The 563-nt window shown below is 58.8% G+C and carries 1 pseudogene; it reads right to left on the reverse strand.

The features are described 5' to 3' along the window. Positions 1 to 72: 72 nt before the first annotated feature. A pseudogene (locus FPZ47_RS27880) lies at positions 73 to 456 on the reverse strand (IS5 family transposase); the annotation flags it as partial. Positions 457 to 563: the final 107 nt, after the last annotated feature.

Raw genomic sequence — 563 nt, forward strand, 5'->3', positions numbered from 1 at the left:
GGGTCGAATCCCGTTGTGCTAGAATACAACTCGTAGTCAAATCACCTCTGACTTACACAGAAATCGTGACAGGCTCGGGCCCCCTTTTGCCAGCGTGTCCGACCGGGCACCCGCCGAATGTTGATGCGCCCGTACGTTCGTCGAATCCACCGACAACAGCTTCTCGATATCGCCGGCCATCTCGGCGTCGAACCCGAAGGCGTGCGCCACCTGAGCAAACATCACGTCATAGGTGCCATCCAGCGACCATCGGTGATGACGCTTCCACACCGTTTTCCATGGCCCGAAATCAGCAGGCAGGTCCCGCCACGGGCATCCCGTGCGAAACCGCCAGGCAATCCCCTCCAAAATCAACCGGTGATCACCAAACCTCCGGCCCCGCTTGCCCTCATGCGAAGGCATCAACGGCTCAACCACCGCCCAGAACTCGTCAGAAATCACACCAATCCGCGTCACCAGCCAATCCTGGCTGGTCAACAGTCAAAAAATTGGGAGACACGCCCTGATATGGAATCGGTTTTGTCAAGTGGGCAGGGGGAAGCGGGGGCCCATGACCGTCGTCG

The organism is Mycobacterium helveticum (assembly GCF_007714205.1).
Classification (GTDB): domain Bacteria; phylum Actinomycetota; class Actinomycetes; order Mycobacteriales; family Mycobacteriaceae; genus Mycobacterium; species Mycobacterium helveticum.